Origin of the sequence: Streptomyces sp. NPDC048479, from assembly GCF_040651435.1 — a bacterium.
Classification (GTDB): Bacteria; Actinomycetota; Actinomycetes; order Streptomycetales; family Streptomycetaceae; genus Streptomyces.
Window position 1 is genome coordinate 213,374 of record NZ_JBEZKA010000011.1, and the last position, 18,120, is coordinate 231,493.

Annotated in this window: 16 protein-coding genes and 1 pseudogene; 9 read left to right on the forward strand and 8 right to left on the reverse strand. The window is 70.0% G+C overall.

All coding sequences use genetic code 11. The features are described 5' to 3' along the window. Window positions 1-38 precede the first annotated feature (38 nt). Both AB0D12_RS19440 and AB0D12_RS19445 read right to left on the reverse strand, forming a co-directional pair. Window positions 39-857 carry a hypothetical protein gene (locus AB0D12_RS19440; protein ID WP_362683957.1) on the reverse strand — a complete coding sequence of 273 codons (819 nt, stop codon included), beginning with the start codon at window positions 855-857 and terminating at the stop codon, window positions 39-41. Beyond that, window positions 854-2,476, reverse strand: coding sequence for a serine/threonine-protein kinase (locus AB0D12_RS19445; RefSeq protein ID WP_362683960.1), 1,623 nt, complete (start codon window positions 2,474-2,476; stop codon window positions 854-856). The genes AB0D12_RS19440 and AB0D12_RS19445 overlap by 4 nt, the downstream gene beginning before the upstream one ends. Window positions 2,477-2,908: 432 nt before the next feature. Here AB0D12_RS19445 and AB0D12_RS19450 point away from each other — a divergent pair, with 432 nt between their 5' ends. Continuing rightward, complete coding sequence (locus AB0D12_RS19450; protein ID WP_362683963.1) at window positions 2,909-4,021, forward strand: S1 family peptidase; 1,113 nt, start codon at window positions 2,909-2,911, stop codon at window positions 4,019-4,021. A 116-nt stretch (window positions 4,022-4,137) separates the two neighbouring features. On the opposite strand, the pseudogene AB0D12_RS19455 reads toward AB0D12_RS19450, so the two are convergent. Beyond that, window positions 4,138-4,284 (reverse strand): annotated as a pseudogene (locus AB0D12_RS19455) (flavodoxin family protein); the annotation flags it as partial. 106 nt (window positions 4,285-4,390) lie between these two features. Here AB0D12_RS19455 and AB0D12_RS19460 point away from each other — a divergent pair. Together AB0D12_RS19460 and AB0D12_RS19465 are read left to right on the forward strand one after the other, a co-directional pair. Further along, window positions 4,391-4,591, forward strand: a complete 201-nt coding sequence (locus AB0D12_RS19460) for a DUF5988 family protein (RefSeq protein WP_327327658.1) — start codon at window positions 4,391-4,393, stop codon at window positions 4,589-4,591. Window positions 4,592-4,902: 311 nt separating this feature from the next. Continuing rightward, a complete protein-coding gene (locus tag AB0D12_RS19465) occupies window positions 4,903-5,949 on the forward strand; it encodes a tetratricopeptide repeat protein (RefSeq protein WP_362683966.1) in 1,047 nt (348 codons plus the stop codon). Window positions 5,950-6,141: 192 nt separating this feature from the next. On the opposite strand, the gene AB0D12_RS19470 is transcribed toward AB0D12_RS19465, so the two are convergent. Together AB0D12_RS19470 and AB0D12_RS19475 are read right to left on the reverse strand one after the other, a co-directional pair. After that, the gene (locus AB0D12_RS19470) at window positions 6,142-6,888 is read right to left on the reverse strand and encodes a type 1 glutamine amidotransferase domain-containing protein (RefSeq protein WP_362683969.1); all 747 of its coding nucleotides are present in this window, start codon (window positions 6,886-6,888) and stop codon (window positions 6,142-6,144) included. Window positions 6,889-6,990: 102 nt separating this feature from the next. Further along, window positions 6,991-7,884 carry a lysylphosphatidylglycerol synthase domain-containing protein gene (locus AB0D12_RS19475; protein WP_362683972.1) on the reverse strand — a complete coding sequence of 298 codons (894 nt, stop codon included), beginning with the start codon at window positions 7,882-7,884 and terminating at the stop codon, window positions 6,991-6,993. A gap of 380 nt (window positions 7,885-8,264) precedes the next feature. Between AB0D12_RS19475 and AB0D12_RS19480 the strand changes: the two genes are divergently transcribed. Together AB0D12_RS19480 and AB0D12_RS19485 are read left to right on the forward strand one after the other, a co-directional pair. Beyond that, a complete protein-coding gene (locus tag AB0D12_RS19480; protein ID WP_362683975.1) occupies window positions 8,265-9,743 on the forward strand; it encodes a PHB depolymerase family esterase in 1,479 nt (492 codons plus the stop codon). A gap of 32 nt (window positions 9,744-9,775) precedes the next feature. Continuing rightward, window positions 9,776-11,158: a prolyl oligopeptidase family serine peptidase gene (locus AB0D12_RS19485; protein ID WP_362683978.1), complete on the forward strand. Its 1,383-nt coding sequence runs from the start codon at window positions 9,776-9,778 to the stop codon at window positions 11,156-11,158. Between the two features lie 50 nt (window positions 11,159-11,208). Here the strand turns inward: AB0D12_RS19485 and AB0D12_RS19490 are convergent, their stop codons facing one another. Continuing rightward, on the reverse strand, window positions 11,209-13,959 hold the full coding sequence (locus tag AB0D12_RS19490; RefSeq protein ID WP_362683981.1) for an exo-beta-D-glucosaminidase: 2,751 nt from the start codon (window positions 13,957-13,959) through the stop codon (window positions 11,209-11,211). Between the two features lie 332 nt (window positions 13,960-14,291). Here AB0D12_RS19490 and AB0D12_RS19495 point away from each other — a divergent pair, with 332 nt between their 5' ends. The 4 genes from AB0D12_RS19495 to AB0D12_RS19510 are packed head-to-tail and all read left to right on the forward strand — an operon-like array spanning window position 14,292 to window position 16,412. Continuing rightward, window positions 14,292-14,798, forward strand: coding sequence for a methylated-DNA--[protein]-cysteine S-methyltransferase (locus AB0D12_RS19495; RefSeq protein WP_362683984.1), 507 nt, complete (start codon window positions 14,292-14,294; stop codon window positions 14,796-14,798). Between the two features lie 56 nt (window positions 14,799-14,854). Next, entirely contained in the window at window positions 14,855-15,583 is a 729-nt protein-coding gene (locus AB0D12_RS19500) for a 2OG-Fe(II) oxygenase (protein WP_362683987.1), read from the forward strand. Next, window positions 15,583-15,852 (forward strand): Ada metal-binding domain-containing protein, encoded by a 270-nt coding sequence (locus AB0D12_RS19505; RefSeq protein ID WP_362683990.1) that lies wholly within the window; start codon window positions 15,583-15,585, stop codon window positions 15,850-15,852. Before AB0D12_RS19500 ends, AB0D12_RS19505 begins: the two co-directional genes overlap by 1 nt. Beyond that, complete coding sequence (locus AB0D12_RS19510) at window positions 15,849-16,412, forward strand: ABC transporter substrate-binding protein (RefSeq protein ID WP_362683993.1); 564 nt, start codon at window positions 15,849-15,851, stop codon at window positions 16,410-16,412. The genes AB0D12_RS19505 and AB0D12_RS19510 overlap by 4 nt, the downstream gene beginning before the upstream one ends. Here AB0D12_RS19510 and AB0D12_RS19515 read toward each other — a convergent pair. Together AB0D12_RS19515 and AB0D12_RS19520 are read right to left on the reverse strand one after the other, a co-directional pair. Then, entirely contained in the window at window positions 16,385-17,353 is a 969-nt protein-coding gene (locus AB0D12_RS19515) for a nucleoside hydrolase (protein ID WP_362683996.1), read from the reverse strand. The genes AB0D12_RS19510 and AB0D12_RS19515 overlap by 28 nt on opposite strands. 146 nt (window positions 17,354-17,499) lie before the next feature. Beyond that, window positions 17,500-18,090: a gamma carbonic anhydrase family protein gene (locus AB0D12_RS19520; protein WP_362683998.1), complete on the reverse strand. Its 591-nt coding sequence runs from the start codon at window positions 18,088-18,090 to the stop codon at window positions 17,500-17,502. Between the last annotated feature and the right edge of the window lie 30 nt (window positions 18,091-18,120).

The window sequence follows — 18,120 nt, forward strand, 5'->3', positions numbered from 1 at the left end:
GGCCTGTGGGTGCGCCCCCCGCGCCGGCCTGTCGAGGCTCAGACGCACCGGTACCTGAACTGTACGGCGACCGTGTGCCGGGACGGCGAGATGATCCGCAGCTCCGCCCCGGCCCGGTACTCGCCCCGGCCGCGGAACGTCCACAGCAGATGCAGACGTGCCTGCTTCTGACCGCGCGTCATCTTCTCCCGTAGCAGGCCCGACTCGGTGCCGTCGCTGCGCACCCAGCGATACGTCACGGTGCCGGGCCGTCCGTTGGTCTCCACCATGCCCACGACGTCGGCCGTGCCCTCGCAGCCGGGACCCTCCGCAGCGGTCTGCACCGCCACGTCCCGTACGGCCAGGCCAGGCCCGTACCGCTGCCAGGCGAGGAAAGCCAGCACGGCCAGCAGCACCGTGGCGGCCAGGGCGTACCGCCGGAGCCCACCGCGGCGGCGTTTACGGGGCTCCGGCCCGGCGGGTCGGCCGGGCAGTGTCCCGTGCCAGAGTGCGGCGGTCGTGTTGTCGCGGTTCCGGTTCCGGACGACCGCGGTCACTCCCGGGCCGAAGCGGAGTACCTCGCCCTCCACGCGGTCGGGTGCCACGCTTGTCGGCTGCGCGTCCTGGACCAGGGTGGCGTTCTCCGGCGCGTCCTGGACCAGGGTGGCGTTCTCCGGCTGCGCGCCCTGGACCAGGGTGGCGTTCTCCGGCGCGGCCGACGCGGTCTCCTCCGGCTCCGGATGTTCGAACCAGTGGCTGCCCAGCGCTGTCGCGCTGTAGCCGTCGCTTTCGCCGACTCCGTCGTGCCCGGCGCGCGCCGGTGCGACGTCGCCGGGGGAACCAGGCGCGCGGTCGGGGGGGATACGTGGATCGTTCATTGAATGCTGCACCGCCGGGTCAGGATCTGCTGCGTGGAACTGCCGTTCGCGGCGGTCGGGTTCGTCGTCGCCCGGACTCCCCAGTAACAGTCCCGACCCCGGAAGGTGTGGTCCAGCGCGATCGTGTACTGCCTCGCGCCGCTGCGCTCGAAGGTCTGCGAGCCGTCCTGCGAGCCCAGTTCACCCTTCGCATCGCCGGTGAACCACGCGATGACGATGGTCACGGGACCGGTCCCGTCCGTGACGACGTCGATGGACGCGGCGGCACCCGTCGTACTCGTCTGGCGCAGGCTCGAGACGGAGACGGACCTCACCTTCACCGGAGCGGTGGTGGGAGGGGAAGTGCTGGGGTCGGTGGACGGCGCGGACGACGACGGCGGGGAGGCCGGACTCGACGACATCACGGGTGAGGGCGTGATGGGTCCGGCTGGTCCGGTGGCCGTGCTGCCGGACGGAGAAGGGGAGCTGTCGGCGGAGGCGGAGACGCTGCCCGTAGGCGACGGGCTCGCGGAGCCGGACGGGCCGACGGGCGAAGCGGTCGACGCGCCCGGTACCGCGCTGGTGGTGGCGACGGCCTGAGCCGTCGACTGCCGCGGGTCGTCCCCGGTCGCCTTCGCCGCAACGGCGACCAGCACGGCCACAACCAGCGCGGCGATGCCTGTCAACACCCCGCGCAGGCCCGGCTTCCAGCTGCCCCAGCCGCCGCCCAGGGCGGTCGTGGCCAGTTCGGTGGTCCCCGCGGCCTGGCCGGCAGCAGAGGGGAGGAGTAGCGGCAGAAGCGCGGCTAGCGCGGCGAGTTTCCGCTGGCCCCGCTCCTCCCAGTCCGGGCCGTAGGCCGCCCCGGCGATCTCCTCCAGCTCCGCCACGAACGCCGCCGCGTTCGCTGGCCGCTCCTCCGGCTCCTTCGCCATTCCGCGCCTGATCAGCGGGCGCACCGGCTCCGGAGCTTCCTCCTCGGGGACCGGTGCGCTGATGTGCTGCAGCGCCAGCTCGGCGAAGTTTTCGCCGGAGAACGGCTTGCGGCCGGTCAGACACTCGTAGAACGTCGCGGTCGCGGCATAGACGTCGGCTGCCGGTGAGGCGGGCTCCCCGTTCCACTGTTCCGGAGCCATGTAGGCGGGAGTGCCGGCGACTCCCGGCGTGGTGCCGCGTCCCGCGGCGATGCCGAAGTCGACCAGCTTGGACGAGCCGTCCGCCGCGACCAGAACGTTCTCCGGTTTGTAGTCGCGGTGCACCACACCTGCCCGGTGTGCGGCGGCCAGTCCCAGCAGCGAGCCCTTGAGTACCACCAGCGCTGCCTCGGGGCCGGTGGCGCCCTCGCGCTGCAGCAGCGCGCGCAGCGCGATGCCGTCGACGAGCTCCATCACGATGGCGGCGCCCTGCGGCGCTTCGACGTATTCGTACAGCCCCACCACATACGGCGAGTCGAGGCCGCCGAGCAGACGTGCCTCCGCCCGGAACACCTGAACGAAGCCGGAATCCGTCCGCAGCCTCTCGCTGAGGTATTTGACGGCCACCGGCAAGCCGGTCGCGTCATGGACGGCCAGGACGACGCGCCCGCTGCCGCCGGAGCCCAACTCCCGGGACTCGGTGTACCCGGGTACCGACCACGCGTTCATCCTGCCCCCTCGGCGCAACGGTTTCCCGGCGGTCGGATGCGCCGCCACGGAGTTGTGTACGACCGCCGCACGCTAGCCCACCTGCTGTCCTCATGGGGGACACATTTCCGTCACGGCTGGTTCCCGCCACCTCCGGGTCGCATCCGCCGGGCCACCGCAGGCTGGACCGGGGTGACCTGCCGGGTGCTTGTGGCCGGTGTCAGCGGTGGCGGGCGTGACGGTCGGGCCGCCCGAGCGCGCGGGCCCCTGCTCGGAATCCGGCCAACATGGCCCAGCGCGGTTGGTTGGCATGGACCTGATGATTCTGCTCGGCTACGCTCCGGCCGGGCGCACTGTGAGAGCGCTCTCGTGTACTCGCTGTTCCATCCCCCACGAAGCTGGAACAACCGAAGGGTCAAAGCCTTGAGACGCACGACAGGTATACGCGCCGGTATGTCCGCGCTTCTCCTTCTGGGCGCCTGGGCAGCCGCCGGGCTCGCCCCGGCCGCTGCCGCAACTCCCGCCCCCGAACCGCAGGCCTCCGCCGGTCTGCTCGCCGCCATGCAACAGGACCTGGGCCTGACGAAGAGTCAGGCGGAGGCGCGCCTGACGGCGGAGCAGACGGCGGCCGCCGTCGAAGGAAAGGCGCGGCGCGCCGCAGGAGCGTCGTTCGGCGGCTCCTGGTTCGACGCGGACAGCGGAAAGCTGACCGTGGCCGTCACCAACGGGCTGCACGCCGACGCCGTACGCGCGACGGGTGCCTCGGTCCGGTTGGTGACGCACAGCGCGCAACAGCTGGACTCGGCCAAGAAGAAGATCGACAAGCTGTCTGCTCCGGCCGGTGTCAGCAGTTGGCACGTCGACCCGAAGGCCAACCGTGTCGTCGTGAACGTTGTCGCTTCCGAGCGACGTGACAACGATGTCCAAGACTTCCTCGCCCGAGCCCGCCAAGCCGGTCCGGTCCAGGTCAAGGAGGTGACGGCGGCGCCGACGACCTTCGCGGCCGGGACCGTGGGTGGCGACCCGTACTACACCGGCAACGTCCGGTGCTCGATCGGCTTCTCCGTGTACGGCGGCTTCGTCACGGCCGGGCACTGCGGTCAGCCGGGAGCGGCGGTCCGCGGCTGGGACGGCTCCGCCATCGGCGCGTTCCAGGGCTCGTCCTTCCCCGACAACGACTATGCCTGGGTCGGCGTCGGCAACGGCTGGTGGACCGTCCCCGTGGTCCTCGGCTGGGGCACCGTCTCCGACCAACTGGTCCGCGGCTCCGCCGAGGCCCCTGTCGGCGCCTCGATCTGCCGCTCCGGCTCCACGTCGCACTGGCACTGCGGCAATGTCCTGGCCAAGAACGAGACCGTCAACTACAGCCAGGGCGCGGTCCATCAGATGACGAAGACGAGCGTCTGCGCCGAGCCCGGGGACTCGGGCGGATCCTTCATCAGCGGCGACCAGGCCCAGGGGGTGACCTCCGGTGGCTGGGGCAACTGCAGCGGCGGAGGCGAGACCTGGTACCAGCCGATCAACGAAATCCTCGGCCGGTACGGCCTGACGCTGCACACCGCCTGACAAGCCGCCCCCCACGGGCCGAGCCCGTCGCGACACGGATCATGGGCCTGAGCCGGCCCTCCGTCGCGGCGGGCTCTGCCGTGTGCGGGGAGATTCGACAGGCCATGGCCGGTGCTTCAGCGGTAGTCGGGATTGGAGAAGTCGTAGCGGCAGCCGGCGTCCCATGCGGAGCGCTGGTTGCCGTGGGCCGGGATGCCGCCCGCCTCCTGCAGTAACGCACCGAGGTGCATCAGGTTCCAGGTCATGAAGGCCGTGTTGCGGTGCAGAGGATGAGGACGGCGGTCCACATCGGTGGCCCGAACGTATGAGACCCCACCTTTTGTCGCCGCCCAAGGTGCGAGTGGTGGCGTGGATAGGAAGACTGGGGTCATGGCTAGCAAGGCAGTCCTTGAGGGTGGCCCGGATGATCTGCAGGAGCGGATCGTCCCGATCACCCCTCCCGGACAAGAGCTGAAGATTCCGCACCGCGGCGGGTACGAGCACTTCAAGGTCACGTCGCGGCATCAGGAGAGCCCGGAGGGACGGTTGCCTGTCTACGAATGGTGGGAACGGACGGAGATCGCCGAATAGGACCTGGGTGAGCAGGGCCCGGTTCGGGCGGTGGCCCGCGCCGAGTCCCGGGTAGGGCTGCGCCCTGTCCGGCCTGCCGCGGGCGGTGGCCCGCGCCGAGTCCCGGGTAGGGCTGCGCCCTGTCCGGCCTGCCCGGGAACTCCTTGTCCTCGCAGGCCGAGGCTGTGCCCCGTACGTCTCGATGATGATCGGCTTCGGTCCCGTAGCACTTTGGTCGTACCGGATGACACATACGCCGGGGGATTCGCCGCATACCTGCCGGCTCATAGCTTCTTGATCAGTCAACGCCATGATCAGGAGGCCACAGAGATATGTACGGCAAGGCATTCGCCCCCGAATACCAGGGCGAACTGGGTTCGATGCTGGGCGTCAATTCCTCGTACGACGAGGTGCTCGCCACTGCGAGCCACGCGCGGCGCAACGCCGTCTCGGCACTCGACCGCGCCCGGGCCTCGCTCGCCGTCGCCGAGGCCAACCGACGGCTGGGCCGGGTGGCCGAAGCCGGTGACTCCTGGCGCGACAGCTACCGCTCCGCCCGGCAGGCCGGCGACCGGGGCGCGATGGCGTGGGCACTGTGGAGCGGTGGCACGCTGGCCCGGCAGTGCGGAGCCCTGCCGCTGGCCCGCCGTCTGCTGGCCGCTGCCGTCGACCTCGCCGCCGATGGCGGTGATCGACTCGCCCATGGCTACTCGCTCGCAGGCCTCGCCGAGACGGGGCGGATCCAGGGGGACTACGAGGCCGTCGCGGAGATGCACGAGCAACTGCTCGCACAGGCAAGGGCTCACGGCGAATCCCGGCACATGGTCTGGGCGATGTCCGGCATCGCGCAGATGCACCGCAACACCGGCGCATACGAAGAGGCCTTAGAACTGTTCGAAGAATGCGCCCGGATCGCGGACGACGCGGACGACGCACGCGGGAGGGCCTGGTCACTGCGCGGCATAGCCGACGTGGTGTCCGTGCAGGGCGATACGGAGCGGGCACTGACACTGCTGACCGAAGGCGAAACCATCTGCCGTGACATGGATCTGGCCGGCGCGCTCGCCTACAACCACAAGATGCGCGGCAACGTCCTTTTCCGCGCGGCCCGTTACGAGGAGGCCTGCGTCGCCTACACACTGTCCCTGCGCGAATTCCGCGATATGAACGAGCCCCGCGGCACGGCGCTGTCCCGCCTCGGCCTCATCAAGTCCCGCTCCCGCCGCGGCCGTGCCCCGGACACGACGCTTGCGGAACTCGCGGAGCTGGAGGGCGAGTTCAAGCGGATCGGGCTGCGGCACGCCCGGCAGACGGTCATCGCATTCCGGGACGAGCTGGCGGGGGTCCACCGGGTGGCTCAGGGAACCCGGTCCTCGTAGTCACGGGGCGTGTGCTGTCTCCGCTTTGAGCCATCAACTGATCTCGAAGAGCGGGCCCGTGAGGGTGAGTTCCAGATCAGGAGCAGTGCGCAGAGGTCCGCCCAGACCCCGAATGCCACCATCGGTCCGCCGGCGAGGAGGAGAAACCCGGAGCGGGCCCTGAACCCGGTCAGGGCTGCGGTCCGGCGGATCCTAGGCTTCCAGGAGTTCGAGGAACCGGCGGCCGAAAAGGTATGCGTCCCCCGGCCAACGGGCCGAGAGGTAGTTGCGGTCCTGCACGACGTACGCGTGTGAGTCGTCGGTCGCGGTTCCGCGTGCAGTGAGCACCCTGGGCCCACGCTCGAACAGGGTGCCCGGATCGTTCAGCGCGGCCTTGACCTCGTCCTCGACATAGGCCGGATAGGTGCGGTAGTAGCGGCCGAGGCGCCACGCGGTGGTGAGATAGGCCGAGCGTTCCATGTACTTCGGCAAGCAGGTCGTACGACGGTCCGCCAGCACGCTGCGGCCGCCGACGCCCGCGCGCGACCGCGCCAGGACCAGCACGCCGTGGCAGATCGCGCCGACCGGCCGGTCCAGCGCCCAGAACCTGCCAACCTGCTGGTGCAGCACCTCCGAGCCCAGGTACTGCCGCATCCCCTGCGCGTGACCGCCCGGCAGGATCAGCCCGTCGAACTCGTCCACCTTCATATCCGCCCACCCCAGGGTCGCGGCGAATTCCCGGGACCGGGTGAGCTCGTCGTAGAAGTCCTTGGGCTCCTTCTCGGCGCCGAGTTGCCCGAAGAGCACGCCGGTCAGCAGCAGCGGATCCGCGGCGGGGCTTGTTCCCGCGCGCTCGGTGGCGAAGACGACCTGGTGCCCGGCGGCGGTGAGAATCCGCCAGGGCACGGCCACCTCGGTGACGTCGAAATCGCGGTCGGGAACCGGCATCAGTACGCGCATCCGAGCATCATGGCAGGGGCTTCGCTCAGTGTCCCGGCACAGCCCGGCCGCAGTGGCCGATCCCAGTCGGCCGACCCGAGGCACCGGCGCCGCAAGCGGCTCTCAGATCACCTTCGAGCGGACCAGGACACCGAGTACGAGGGCACCGGGAAGCAGCGGCAGCCACACCGTGATGATCCGGTAACCGAGAACCACAGAGGTGGCCACGGCGACCGAAACCCCGGCCATGACCAGCGCTATGACCAGTGCCGCGTCCACCGAGCCAATGCCACCGGGTGTCGGGATGACAGCGGCCAGCGTGCTCCCGGCGAGATAGGCGAGCCCGACATGGGCGGCCGGAATGGACACGTCCAGCGCCATCGCCACGGCGACCAGTCCCGCAGCCTGCAGGGTCGGATAGGCGACGGCGCCACCCCACAGAGCCAGCACACGCGCAGGCCTGGTGTGCAAGGAGCGCGCGTCCCGCAGCGCGGTGTCGACAAACGCGCGGATGGCTCTGCGCAGTGGCCGTACCGCCACCAGCACGACCGCTACCGCGCACACCAGAGATCCCGCCACCACCAGCACCGGGCCTGCCGCGTGCGGCAGGAGATCATCCAGTTGCAGCGCGTGCGGAGAGGCGGCGAGGAGAGCGAGCAGCAGTACGGCTCGCCCTGTGCCCGCCGCCAGCATGTGCAGGGCCAGAGCGGCGGAGGAGCGGGGCAGCGAGAGTCCGCAGCGTTGGAGGAAGCGCAGATTGACCGTGCCCGCGCCGAGCCCTGCCGGGAGGAGATGGTTGGCGGCACCCGCGGCGAATTGCGTCACGAACAGCCGTAGCGGGGGGAGACGTTCGAGGGTCGCTCCCTGGCGCGTGAAGGATACGGCGACCCATCCCAGCACGGTGAGCGTGACAGCGAGCAGCAGCCAGTACTGGTTGGCGGACAGGAGTTGGCTGCCGCCGGCCGTGATGAGCGGCCAGTGCTGGGCCGCCCAGATGCTGACCGCAGCGATCGGCACCAGGCAGGCGATCTGTCGCAGTGGCAGCCCCCGAAGAAGGTTTCCATGGGATGTGGCCATCGCCTCGGTCGGTCTCCGCTTCTCACGCTGCCGGGAAGTAGTCGCGCCATCAGGCTCCCCGCGGCGGGCGACGTCCCGGCGTCGTACGGCCGACGGCCGGCGGGCGCGATGATTGCTGGAAAGCGACGTCGCCTGTGCCTCCCGCCGCCCGACCTCGCCCGTTCGGTCGGGGCTCGGGCTCTTAGCAGGCGGACGCCGCACGGGCAACAGTGCGCGCACCGCCGTTCGCCGCCGCCGCTATGGGCGGCGTCACCATTCCGCGGGCGACCGGCCCCTTCCTACTGTGACCGGCACCTTGGTATGTCTGCGGGAGGTCTCGGATGCTGTTGCGCACAAGCTCGCCCAAGCCTGCCGGTATGCGCCGTGCCGCCGGTCGCGTGGGCGCCGTACTCGCTCTGCTCGCCGCCACCCTGTGGCTCGCCCCTGCGCCCGCCGCGCAGGCGGCCGTACCCCTGGAGAGAGTCAGCAGCTTCGGCGCCAATCCCGGCGGTCTGAACATGTACGTGTACCGGCCCGCCGGCCTCCCCGCACATCCGGCGGTCGTGGTCGCCCTGCACGGCTGCACGCAGAGCGCACAGGTCTACGCCGACAACTCCGGGCTCACGACGTTCGCCGACCGGCACGGGTTCCTGCTGGTCCTCGCCGAGACGACGTCCGCGAACAACTCCAGCGGCTGCTTCAACTGGTTCCAGGCCGCCGACAACCGGCGAGGGCAGGGCGAGGCCGCATCCATCCGGCAGATGGTGGCGCATGCCGAGAGTGCCTACGGCGCCGATGCGGGGCGTACGTACGTCACCGGTCTCTCGGCCGGAGGAGGCATGACCTCCGTCATGCTCGCCGCCTACCCCGACGTCTTCGAGGCGGGTGCGGTGATCGCTGGACTGCCGTACGACTGCACCAAGGACACGGGGGCCTTCACCTGTATGAACCCCGGCGTGGACCGTACGCCTGCGGCGTGGGCGCAGCGGGTCCGCGACGCCTATCCCGCGTACTCCGGGCCGTGGCCGCGGGTGGCGGTCTGGCACGGCGACAACGACCCGACGGTCGTGCCGAAGAACGCCGATGAACTGCGGGACCAGTGGACCGCGGTGCACGGAGTGGACCAGAGCCCGGACCGTACCTCCACCATCGGGCCGAATCAGACGCGCCGCGAGCAGTATCTCGCGGCGGACGGCAGGGTCGTCGTCGAGGTCGACCGGGTACCCGCGATCGGCCACGGCACTCCGGTGGACCCGGGCAGCGGGCCCCAGCAGTGCGGGCAGACCGGCACCGCGAACTTCATCGACTCGATCTGCTCCGGCTACTGGATTACCGAATTCTTCGGCCTCGACGGCTCCGCGCCTGATCCCGGCGGCCTGCCGGCCCCGGCCGGGCTCACCGTCACGGGTGCGACCCAGACCTCGATCACCTTGAGCTGGACGGCAGTTGAGGGCGCGGCGGGTTACGCGGTGTACCGGGATGGGACACGTATCGCCACTCCGTCGGGCACCCCGTTCACCGACACGGGTCTCAGCGCGGGTACAAGGCACGACTACAGCGTGGCCGCCCGCGACGCGGCCGGGGCCGAAGGCGCACGCTCCGGCCAGGTCACGGCCACGACCGCCGGCGGCGCGGCGGCCTGCTGGACCGCCGACAACTACCACCAGGTGCAGGCAGGCCGGGCCACCACCGACGGCAGCTATGCCTACGCCAAGGGCTCCCAGCAGAACATGGGCATCTACAACACCTTCGTCACCCACACGCTCAAGGAAGCACCCGTCGGCTACTTCGTCGTCGTCGCCGTCGGCAACTGCCCCTGACCGATGGTCGCTACGCCCCAGGAGGTTTCCTCGTGCCCTTCGCTCTTCCGTACACGACCGCGCTGCTGCTCGCGCTCACCGCCGTCCCGGCCGTCGCACAGCAACCGCCCGAGACGCCGGCGACCGGCCACTGCAACCGGATCACCCGGCTGCAGGTGCCGGGCGCCGAGCGCCAAGAGGCAGCCTGCCTTGGGGAGTTGACGACGGCGGGGACGGTCGCATCCGGTCATACCGACCCGGCCGACTGGGCCGGGCTGACACCCGCAGGTCTTGCCACGCCCAGGGGTGTGCCCGGTATCCAGATCGACGGCTACTTCCCCGACACCTCCGCCACCAATACCAACCACGGCTGGAGCCATGACTCGCAGTTCGTCATCCGGCTGCCCGACCGCTGGAACGGGGGACTGGAGCAGTACGCGAACGACCGGGCCATCGGCGACTGGGTCCTGTCCCGCGGATACGCCTTCGCCGCCACCGACAAGGGCAACACCGGCGCGGCCTTCTACCGCGACGGCGCCGCGCCTGGCGAGGCGATCGTCGAGTGGAACGACCGCGTCACGCAGTTGACCAGGGCCGCCCGCGCGGTCGTCGCCCGGCGCTACCACCGCCCGCCCTCCCGCACGGTTGCCACCGGCATGTCCAACGGCGGCTATCTGGTGCGCTGGCAGCTGGAGAACCACCCCGAGCTGTACGACGGCGGCGTCGACTGGGAGGGGACGCTCTGGCGGTCGAGCGGACCGAATCTGCTGACCTTCCTGCCACCCGCCCTGCGCCACTACCCGGTGTACGCAGCCGCTGGCCCCGGCGCCGACGGGGCCCACCGGGCGATGCTCGCCGCCGGATATCCGGAAGGCTCGGAGTTTCTGTGGCCCTTCCACCATCAGTACTACTGGGATCTGACCCAGCGGATCTACCGGGAGGAGCTGGACCCCGGCTACGACGGGCAGACCGAGGCGGGCACTCCGTACTGCGCGCCCGGCACGCCCGCGTGCGACGCGGACTACGCGTACACCTCGCGTCCCCCGGAGGTGCGCCGTGCCGTGGCGACGATCGGGCTGACCGGCCGGATCGGGAAGCCGCTGATCAGTCTGCAGGGCACGCTCGATGTGCTGCTGCCCATCGGCCGGGACTCGGATGTGTACGCCCGCATGGTGCGCGAAACCGGCCACGGCGGGCTGTTCCGCTACTACCGCGTCGAAGGCGGCACGCACGTCGACTCGCTCTACGACGTCTTTCCGGACCGGCTGCGGCCGTTGACGCCCTGCCACCGCTCAGCGTTCACCGCCTTGGAGGCCTGGACCGGACAGGGCAGGCAGCCTGCGCCCAGCCACACTGTGGCCCGCCCGTCGGCGGCCGGTCCGAGCACGCTGCTCACCGACTGTCCCCTCGGCGGCACACAACCCCGTCAAGAGTGAGAGCGCAAGCGCGGCACATGGACCGGCAGCAGGCGGGCCAGGGGTGTTGATCAGCGTGCGGACACCGTCGTCGTCGGGGTGTTCCAGCCGGAGATCCGCAGGCGGGGTGCGGAACCGTGCAGGTCGGCGGTGCGGTAGGCGGCGGTGAGAGTCGTCGATTCGCCGGGCCAGAGACTGACCTGGTTGTCGGACCACTGGACGGGCAGCACGGGCACGCCGTCGCCGTTCACAAGATGGACGTCCGTGAGCAGTGCCGGGGTCTTGCCCGTGCCCGAGTTGCGCACTGTGACCGTGGTCGTGGACGTCCCGTCGGCACCCGTCGTAGTCTTCGCCGTCGTGGACAGGGCCGCCTTCGCCATGGAGCCCAGCCCCTTGAGGTCGGAGTACGCGGTGGTGGGTGTGTAGTACCAGTCGGTGTTGTCCCAGTCGAGGACGTCGGCCTTGGTGGACAGCCAGTACACGTTACGGCTCAACTCCTTGCCCGTACTGTCGGTGAGTACGAGCTTGGCCAGATACGTGGTGGACAGTCCGGCGACCGACGAGGGCAGGGTCAGCGCGGTGGTCTTCGCACCGTCGCCGGCCACTGTCAGCCCGGATGCGGTCCTGTCGTACTTCTCGGTGCCGTCGGTGTTGAACAGCGTCACGCGCGCGGTGAGGCCCGAGGCGGAAGCGCGCCGGTTGTTCACGAGGACCACCGACCGGCTGTCGTAGGAGTACTGGACATGCAGCGGCTCATTGGCCTTCTTGGCGCCGAAGTAGGCGCCGCCCTGGTCCAGGTAGCGGTCCAGCAGCTGCCAGTGCAGTGAGGTCCAGCCGCTGTTGAACATCCAGTACACGACGCCGGTAGAGGGCTTGGAGGAGTCGGTGGCATTCCGCCCGTACGACTCGAACTGCGCGCGCACGTTCTCGTACTGGGCGAGCTGCGCCTTGCGTACGTAGTCATCGAGGCTTGTAGGTGCGCCGTAGCGGCCGCTCAGGGCGTTGTTGTAGAGCTTGAGAGTGCTGAACGTGCTCGAGGGGGAGCGGTGGTACTGCTTGGCGGAGGGGTTGCGCCACAGCGTGTCCAGTTCGGCGGGGGACATCATGCGGCGCAAGGAGTCGAGTGTGGGGATGTCGGGGCCGGCGCTGGTCTCGGAGTTGAAGCCGGTGGCTCCGCCCTCGCGCTTGGCATACCAGTAGTTGGGCGGGACCCAGTCGTAGGGGCCGGTCATCTTCATGCCCGAACTGCCTGAGATCGGTGAGGACTTGGCCGAGGCCGCGGCGACCACTGGAGTGGACCAGTCGGTCTCCTTGAGGGCGTCGATGTAGTTCTTCTCGGTCTTCGCGTCAGGGGCGAAGTCACTTCCGATCAGGAAGGAGATGACGCTGGGATGGTTGCGCAGCCGTGCAGCCTCGGCGGCCATCGATGCCTTCGCGACCGGATAGTCGGCGTCGGTCCACCTGTCACCGGGCTCACCGCCGTTGTTGTTGCCCTCCCACTTGTCGCAGCATTCCCAGCCCGGCAGGGTCAGCAAGCCGTGGCGGTCGGCGAGGTCGAAGAACTCGTCCGGCTCGATGTGTCCCTCCAGCCGGATGGTGTTGAGTCCCAGATCGAGCGCGTACTTGAGCCGGTCCGCCACGTACGTACGGTCCCAGCGCAGGAATTCGTCGGGGGACCAGCCGCCGCCCTTGATGAGCAACGGGCGGCCGTTGATGCTGTACTGGCGGGCGCCGTCACTGTTCAGCGGTGCCTTCACATCCCGGATGCCGAAGGTCTCGTGAGCGGTGTCGGACACGGTTCCGGTGACCGTGGCGGTCATGTCGAGGTCGTACAGCGGCTGCTCGCCCATCGAGGCGGGCCACCATACGCGCGGTGCCTGCAGGCGCAGTTGCGGGTAGGCGGCGGGGGCGAAGACGACCGACTTCGTCTGGTGCGCGGCCAGGGTGACTTCCTGGCTGAAGGTACTGGTGCCGAGCGTGCCGGACACGGTGGCGGTGACCGGATGCGACGAGTCGTTGCGGGCCTGCGCCTTGACGGTCACCTCGGCGGAGGAGAGCGAGGGCACCGCGAGCTTGGTGACAGCGTGCGTGTCGCGCAGCGCCACCGGGCCGCCGCGGCGCACCAGAACATCGCGCACGATGCCCATGTTCTCGTCCGGCGGAGGCTGGAGCCAGTCGATCCAGCCCATGGTGAGGTTCTTGTCGGGGTCGTTGGGCTGGACCCGGAACGCGACCGTGTTGGTGCCGGCCTTCACCAGGGCGGTGATATCGAGTTCATGGTGGGTGTACGCACCGGCCACCGCGCTCCCGGTCGCGATCTGGCTGCCGTTGACGTAGACATCGGCGGCGGAGATCACTCCGCTGAAGTCGAGGTAGGTGCGCCCTTCTTGCCCGCCGCCGGGCGGGAGGGGCCCAGCGGTGTCGGCGACCGTGAAGTCCGAGCGGTACCACCAGGGGACGTCGAAGTCGGCCGCCGGGATCTTCTGGAGGTTGGTGGAGTAGAACGGATCGGCGTACGTGCCGTTCGCGAGCAGGGCACCGAGCACGGTGGACCGTGGTCCGGCCGGTTGCCAGCCGGTGGCCGGATACCCGGGGCTGGAGACAACGGCCGGGGGGTCGGAGACCTTGGCCGTCGACTGGATCCGGTAGCCGGACAGCGCGGTCCTGCTGCCGGGCGCGGTGGCGACGTGGGTCACCGCCGGTCCGCGGGCGGAGTGTCCGGCGGGGGTGGTGGACGTCGCGCTCCGGTGGAGTGTGAGGAGCAGGCCGAGGACGACGGCCGTAGCGGCCAGGCGCCGGTACAGGGCGGGGCGGTGGGCCACGGTGGTCTCCCAGGGGTCTGTTCGGAGCAGCTGGCTTCGGCAGCTTCGGCACAGTCAAGTTAGGAAGCTTTACTAACTGATTTTCGACGCTAAGAGATCTGAGTGGGGCATGTCAATGAGGCGCCCCACTTGTTGCCCCGGATGGCGCAAACCGGGTGGGCGGCTGGGCGGCATCATCGCGAAGGTCATCGCTGTGTGTTCCTGCTCTCCGCCGCGGTGGCCCCGCTGGCAGCGCCGCGAACGCGACGTCCGAATTCCGCCAGCCACAGCCCGTGACACGCCGCAGAGTTGATGGCGGAACACCGCTGAACCACCCAGAAAGGATCAGAACGATGACCCTCTATACGACGATCGACTGCCCGCTCGGCGAACTGCTGCTGGTGGGCGAGAGGTCCGCCACCGCCAGCGGCGGGACCGCGCTCGCCCCACTCTCCCTCCCCGGCCAGAAGGGCGGCGCAACAGTCCAGGACGGCTTGAGCGAGGACGCGGAGGCGTTCACCGAGATCGCCGCCCAGCTGAAGTCGTACTTCGGCGGCAAGCGCACCCGCTTCGACATCGAACTCCTCGTCACCGGCTCGGACTTCCAGCGACAGGTCTGGAACGCGCTGGAGACCATCCCGTACGGCAAGACCCTCAGCTACGGCGATATCGCCACGCAGATCGGCGCGCCCCGGGCCGCGGTCCGCGCCGTCGGCACCGCGATCGGCGCCAACCCGCTGCTCGTCGTACGCCCCTGCCACCGCGTGATCGGCGCCGACGGCTCACCCACCGGCTACGCCGGCGGCCTCGAGCGCAAGCAGCAGCTCCTCACTCACGAAGGCGTCCTGCAGGCCGCCTGAGCGCGGGCCTCGAACCACACATCGAGGCCCGCCCCCACCCTTCCCGGAGACATCGCATGATCACCGAAATCGCCTCCGCACGGGCTCACCAGCACGTGGACGAGGCTGACTGGACGGCCCTGGCCGATGAGCTGGACACCTACGGCTGCGCGCTCACCCCGCAGCTGCTGACCTCCGCCGAGTGCGCCGGCATCGCCGGACTGTACGAGCAGGAGCACCTGTTCCGCACCACCGTCGACATGGCCCGCCACCGCTTCGGCTCCGGCCAGTACCGCTACTTCACGCACGATCTGCCCGAGCCGGTCGCCGAACTGCGCGCCGCGTTCTATCCGCACCTGCTGTCCATCGCCCGCGACTGGGCCGAACGGCTCGGCCGCCCGGCGCCGTGGCCGGGCACTCTGCAGGAGTGGCTGGCGATGTGCCACGAGGCCGGACAGGATCGCTCCGCTCAGATCCTCCTTCGCTACGAGGAAGGCGACTGGAACGCACTGCACCGCGACGTGTTCGGCGACATGCTCTTCCCGCTCCAGGTCGTCATCGGCCTCGACGAGCAGGGCAGCGACTACACCGGCGGCGAGTTCCTGCTCGTCGAACAGCGGCCCCGCGCCCAGTCCCGAGGCACGGCAACCGTCCTCCAGCAGGGCCACGGCCTGATCTTCACCACGCGCGACCGGCCGGTCCGCTCGAAGCGCGGCTGGTCCGCCGGCGCCATGCGGCACGGCGTCAGCACCGTCCGCTCCGGCCGCCGTCACGCGCTCGGGCTGGTCTTCCACGACGCGGCGTGATGCGCACGTACACCCTGTTCGGTGCCGATGGCCACGCCTGCCGCAGCACCACACCCGGCACGCTGGGCGGGCACCGGCGGAGCCGGCTGTACGGGCGGCTGGACTGCCCCTCCGCGCTGCGGGCCATCGCCCGCGGCGGCTACACCCGGCACCGTGTCTTCTTCGCCGACGAGAACACCGCCGTCGGGGCCGGATACCGTCCGTGTGCCGTGTGCCTGCCCCATCAGTACACGCGCTGGAAAGCGAATCGAGAGAGCACGACGTCATGAGCGTTCGCACGGAGCGGGAGCAGACCCGCTCCTCCTTGATCAGTGTCGAGAACCTGGCCGCATACGGCGACCTGCCGCACCCCGCCCCGCACACCGGGGCCGAACTCGCGTCCGTCATCGGCCTGTTGACGCAGCAGAAGTCGCGGATCGGGACAGTCGCCGTCGGCCACAGCCGCGATGCCGCCTCTCGCGCCGCTGCCGAAGCCTTCACCACCGCATGGCAGGCACGCGGCGGAATGGTCCTCGCGGTGGTGGACTGGCCCGAGACGGCCGCGTCCTGGCTGCGCCCGGGCAGACGGCTGACCGCCGGGCCGCCGGACGCGTGGGTCGTGGCGGCGGCTCCGGCCGGCTTCGTCCAGCTGAGCCGCCGCCTGAGCCACAGCACCGACTGGGACCCGGCCCGCACCGTCGCCTTCGCGTCCCTTGCGGACTCCCGTCTTGCGGCCCTCGCCGGACCGGACACCCTGCACGGGCTGCGTGGCGCGACCGCCGAGGGCGGCACCTGGGAGGTACGCCACCGCTGGGTCACCTGCTACCCGCGGATGGGTCCGGCGGCTTGAGCGCGCCGCTTCCCGAGCGTTTCCACAGCGGCGATCACCCGGTCCCAGAACAGTTCCTGTTCCAAGGCCACCGCGACTCGCGCGTTCACGGGCCGGTCCAGATACTGGTGCAGGTCCACCACGGTCGCCCCTCGCGTGTACTGGCCGCGCAGTTCGACCGCCACGCTCGCGTCGACGCAGCGTACGATCGCCGGGTCGATGACCCGGGCCACCGCGACGGGGTCGTGCAGCGGCGGGGCTTCGAAGCCCCACAGCCGCCGGTATCTGGATGCGAAGAAGGTCATCAACTGGGCGCACGTACGGCCGAGTTCGGTGCCGAGCCCTTCAAGGCGGGCCAGCACCTCGGGCGTGGCGAGCGCCTGGTGGGTGACGTTGAGCCCGCACATCGTGAGCGGCACCCCGCTGCGGAAGACGATGTCCGCGGCTTCGGGGTCGACGTGGATGTTGAATTCGGCCGCCGGGGTCCTGTTGCCGCGTTCGGTGGAGCCGCCCATGAGCACGATCTCGCGGATGTGCGCGGCACTGTCCGGGTACCGGGTCAGCAGCAGGGCGATGTTGGTCAGCGGCGCCGTCGGGACGAGGGTGACGGGTTCCGGATGTTCGGTCAGGATCCGGTGGATGAGGTCCACCGCGTGCTCCGGGACCACGTCCACGGTGGGTTCCGTGAACTGCGGCCCGTCGAGGCCCGAGGCCCCATGCACGTCGTCCGCCACGAGCAGCGGCTGGACGAGCGGCTGTGCGCATCCGGCCGCGATAGGAACACCGGTGATCCCGGCGACGGTGCAGACCCGGCGCGCGTTCAAGGTGGTCTTCTCGACCGTCTGATTGCCGGCGACCGTGGTGATCGCGAGCAGGTCGATCGCGGCGTCTCCAGCCGCGAGCATGATGGCGACGGCGTCGTCGTGCCCGGGGTCGCAGTCGATGATGATCGGCACAGGCACGGTGCTTGCTCCTCGGCGTTCCGGGAAGGAAGGACGGCAACGTCTTCAGTGTGCCCCTGAGACGGGCAGGAGGGCGGCCCTCAATCCCATCCGGGCGTGGCCAGGCCCGTACGTCAGCCGCACGAGACGGCTGATCGCCGCGCCGGTCAGAGTGTGCGGTCGTCTCTGTGGGCACCGTAGAAGTCGGCCTGGCGGGCCATGAGCGTGCGCATCGAAGTGCCGCGTGCGACGCCATAGACGGTTCCGGGGAAGTCAAGGCCGCGCTGCACCTCCCACAACTCGTCGTGCTGGTCGGGGGAGAACAAGCGCGCCGGGTCTCCGGCGGCGATCCAGCCGATCGGGAGGACGGTGTCGGGCGCCAGCCGCGAGTTGACGTGAAGCACGCTGTTGAGCCGAAGTTCGGAGCGTGTGCCTGCCACGGCGCCCGGGAACGCCGCGGCACCCGTCGCCACGAAGACCTCGTCCTCGACAGTCGCTCCGTTGATATGGGCGTGCGGGCCGATCAGCACCGCATCGCCGAGGATGGCGGGATGTTTCGCCCGGCCACGGACCAGAGCGTTCTCCAGCACCACCACGTTCGTGCCCGTGCGCACTTCGCCGTCCTCGGCAGTGAGTACGGCACCGTGCATGATGCGTGCCCCTTCGCCCAGGACGACCGCACCGCACAGGACTGCTGAGGGGGCGACGTACGCAGTATCGGGAACGACAGGACTCTTTCCGCGATGCTCGATCAACATCTGGCCGAGGGTAGGACACTCCTCTGGGCA